Source organism: Bacillus sp. MBGLi79 (assembly GCF_002953915.1).
The window spans coordinates 4,720,378-4,723,934 of record NZ_CP026521.1 but is presented as its reverse complement, the minus strand read 5'-3'; the positions used below and the strand labels follow the sequence as shown (position 1 = coordinate 4,723,934).

Sequence of the window (3,557 nt, the reverse complement as noted above, 5' to 3'; positions counted from 1 at the left end):
AAGAATCTAATAATTATATCCCGCGCACAGGCGGTGCTGAATATAATTCATCTAAAAAGTCAATTGAAAGGATTTCTAAAGAATGAAGAAAATATGGGATAAGTTTAATGGTCGTTAGTCAAAGACCTTCTGAAGTTTCAGAGACAGTTTTCGCACAATGTAATAACTTTGTAGCATTAAGGCTCACTAATCAAAATGACCAAAAATACATAAAAAGTTTATTGCCAGATAGCACTAAAGGAATTGGAGAAATATTACCTAATTTAGGGATAGGTGAAAGTATAATTGTTGGTGATTCTGTTGTTATGCCAACAATAGTAAAAATGGAAAAACCAAACCCTGAGCCAAAATCACAAAGTGTAAATTTTAAAAAGGAATGGGATTTATCATGGAAAGAAGTAACCTTTAGTGAAATTATAAGGAGGTGGCGAAAAGAAGAGGAAGTTTAGTAACATAAGAAATGAAAAATTTAAAAAACATATCATTAACAAGTAAGTGTAAAAAATGTCCTTCTAAAAAAGAAGGAAACGGGTCTGGTAAGGTGGTTACTTCGTTTGTCCTTTCTTGAAATAACTCCCCAAAGACAAACAGATTTCTCTTCCATCTGTCTACCTTTAGGGGAGCATATCTTCAACTCTGAACTCTATACTTCCTCACTTCATATACCGATACTCCCGCAAACTCTCCAAAATAGCCACTTCCTGCAGTAGTTCCTCACCAACATTCGTTTCCTTCACTTTCTTCCGCTCAAGCTCTTTGTCCACTAATCGTTTCACTGTTAAGACATCGGTTCCGGTGCTTAGGACTTCTGCCTTGGAGTTGAAGTGTTTATGGGCGACGAGCTGCATGCCGTAGGAGTTGTATAGCAGCGTGTAGCCGGCGATGCCTGTTGTGGATTGGTAGGCTTTGGAGAAGCCGCCGTCGATGACGATCATTTTTCCGTTTGCTTTGATTGGGTCTTCTCCTTCGATTTCTTTTACGGGTGTATGGCCGTTGATGATATGGCCATGATCTGGATTGAGGCCGAATTCTGCCAGGATGTTTCGGCAGGTTGCCTCGTCTTCGCGTAAATAATAATACGGGTTTTTCTTTTCTTTATGCGTTTCCTTCTCTTTAATAAAATACCGCTCAAATGTTGTCATGGCGCGTTTTCCGAAGAGGGAGGAGTACTCGCCTGTCCATAAATACCAAGCCATATCTGTCGCCAGGTCATCGGTTTCTTCCGGGTGGGCAAACGCTTCCCGTAAGAACCGTTCAAATACATCGAGCAGCTCACGGCCCGCATACGGTTTATCCTCAATCATCATCGTCTCCATATTGCCGTTTTCATCGACAGGAATACAGCCGTGAATTAACAGGTTGCCGTTATATTTTAAATAAAGGCTGCCTTTTTTCATCATAAAATTCATATGGCGGCCCAGCTTTTCGGAATGCTGGACAGAGAATAGCAGCTTGTCTATGACTTCTGCTTCTTCTTCTAATAGCTGATCTGGCTGTTCCGGATTAATCGTCGCAAAGCAGGTGTTTTCCAGTTGATATGTTTTTCCGTGCAGCGTGATTTCATTTTTGTCATAATCTATTTTCTCTAATAACAGCCGCTCTTCCATATTAAAGTTCGGCCGTCTCTTGATAATCGGGCTCTCAAGCTTGAATTGAATCATGGCAATGGCTTGATGGATTTTTGTGATTTGCTTAATCTCATCCTCTGGCCTGTTGTCGTCTGCTTTTGGACGGAACGCTGGATTATCATCGTAATATTTTTCGGCTAAGTTCAGCAACGGTCTCAGGTTGATGCCGTACACGTCTTCAATAATATCCAGGTTGTCGTAGCGGGCACAGATGCGGATAATATTGGCCAGGCATACTTTGGAACCGGAGTAGGCGCCGATCCAAAGGACATCGTGATTTCCCCACTGAATATCGACAGAATGATAGTTGATCAGTTCTTCCATAATCCTATCCGGCTGCGGTCCGCGATCGTAAATATCGCCGACCACATGCAGATGGTCGACCACCAATCGCTGAACGCTGTAAGCAAGACCAGTGATCAGTTTATCGGCTTGGCCAAGTTCAATGATCTGATCAATGATCTCGGAGTAATATTGCTCCTTGTTGCCAGCTTGTTCTGTTTTGTATAGCAGCTCCTCCGTAATATAAGCGAACTGGGCAGGCAGTGCTTTGCGCAATTTGGAGCGGGTATACTTGGAGGAGCAATAAGAAACGAGCTTAATCATTCTGTTAATCGTTTCTTTATACCACTCGTTTAATGCTGGTTTCGCATCAAAGTCATGTTTGATTAACTTCAGTTTGTCTTCCGGATAATAGACCAATGCCGCTAATTCATCAATTTCTCTATCGTAAATGACACCGCTGAAAATGTCGCGTATCTTCTCTTTGACTCGTCCTGAACCATTACGCAGCACGTGCTGGAATGCCTGATATTCCCCGTGCAAATCACTGACAAAATGCTCAGTGCCCTTTGGCAGGTTCAATATCGCTTTCAAATTAATGATTTCTGTTACCACTTTTTCTTCACAATCGTATTTTTGTGCGAGTAGATCTAGGTACTTGCTTTCCAAAACCGTCCATCCCCTTTTTAGAATAAACCCCTCTTTATGAGCATGTGCATGATAAGGTGAATTTAAAAGTATGACATTATTTTTAAACATTGGACCTTTATATGATAGTACCGCATAACTGCTTTTAGAGACAATTGAAACGAGTGAATAAAGTGAAACACAAAAAAACCAGATGTTAAATCTGGTTTCCTGTTCAAAGCAAACTATTATTGTTTTTCTTTCACCATCTTGATAAAGAGGAAAAAGACAATGAATACGATAAAGTAGTTCATTTGATTCTTAACGATGCTCATCTCCAGGGAAATCGAAGAGTATCCAGAGCGCAAAGATGGCTAGTATTGCAGGAATGATGATTTTGTACATGTCGACCACCTTCCATAGTTAATGAAAGAAGAGTTCTATATTAGAAGCAAGATGCAGCAGCCCCTGTCATCGCACCGCCGCCAGTCCCAAGAATACATTTTCCAACTGATTGGGTGCTGATTGTACCGCTAGTTTGTCCAGAGTCTTGGTTTACTACTTTGATTAAAACGCCATGAACGAGTTTTTCGTATTGTAGTGTAACAGGAACACCATTTTTGTCAGTTGAGCTTTTAGGGAGAACTTGTTCTTCGCCTGTTACATGATCTTTTAATATTGCATTTCCATCAGCAAGCTGAACATCTGCATGATCGAACGTCATCTTCAGCTCACTATCATTGAGGTTTTCAATATTGTATGTAGCTTGGGATTCTGTAGCATTCGCTGCAATAGGTAAAACCGGGAGGGATAAGGCACCTACTAGGAATACCAAGGCCGCCAATTTTACTGTGGTTAGCTTCATTATCCTTCTCCTTTGGTTGCCATACTAACAGAGATATTTTGCCTGTTAAACCCTTATATATATAAATTACTGAATTTCATTACATTGAATCACCAAAATATTCATTTTTCATCTAAAAATCTTAGACGTTGGTAGGTCTTTTTGTTTTCAATATT

Annotated in this window: 2 protein-coding genes and 2 pseudogenes; 1 reads left to right on the top strand and 3 read right to left on the bottom strand. The window is 40.5% G+C overall.

Translation table 11 applies throughout. The features are described from left to right. Positions 1 to 107 precede the first annotated feature (107 nt). Positions 108 to 449 (top strand): ATP-binding protein, encoded by a 342-nt coding sequence (locus C1T29_RS24065; RefSeq protein WP_208945573.1) that lies wholly within the window; start codon positions 108 to 110, stop codon positions 447 to 449. 204 nt (positions 450 to 653) lie between these two features. On the opposite strand, the gene fbp is transcribed toward C1T29_RS24065, so the two are convergent. The 3 genes and pseudogenes from fbp to C1T29_RS24050 form a co-directional block, all read right to left on the bottom strand. Beyond that, on the bottom strand, positions 654 to 2,579 hold the full coding sequence (gene fbp, locus C1T29_RS24060; RefSeq protein WP_072183395.1) for a fructose-1,6-bisphosphatase: 1,926 nt from the start codon (positions 2,577 to 2,579) through the stop codon (positions 654 to 656). A gap of 206 nt (positions 2,580 to 2,785) precedes the next feature. Continuing rightward, positions 2,786 to 2,942 (bottom strand): annotated as a pseudogene (locus C1T29_RS24055) (hypothetical protein). Between the two features lie 79 nt (positions 2,943 to 3,021). Further along, positions 3,022 to 3,402, bottom strand: a pseudogene (locus C1T29_RS24050) (Pathogenicity island protein); the annotation flags it as partial. Positions 3,403 to 3,557 lie beyond the last annotated feature (155 nt).

Excerpts from the sequence above, each read along its gene's own strand:
- C1T29_RS24065 (WP_208945573.1), top strand. The coding sequence starts at position 108 with ATGGTCGTTAGTCAAAGACCTTCTGAAGTTTCAGAGACAGTTTTCGCA.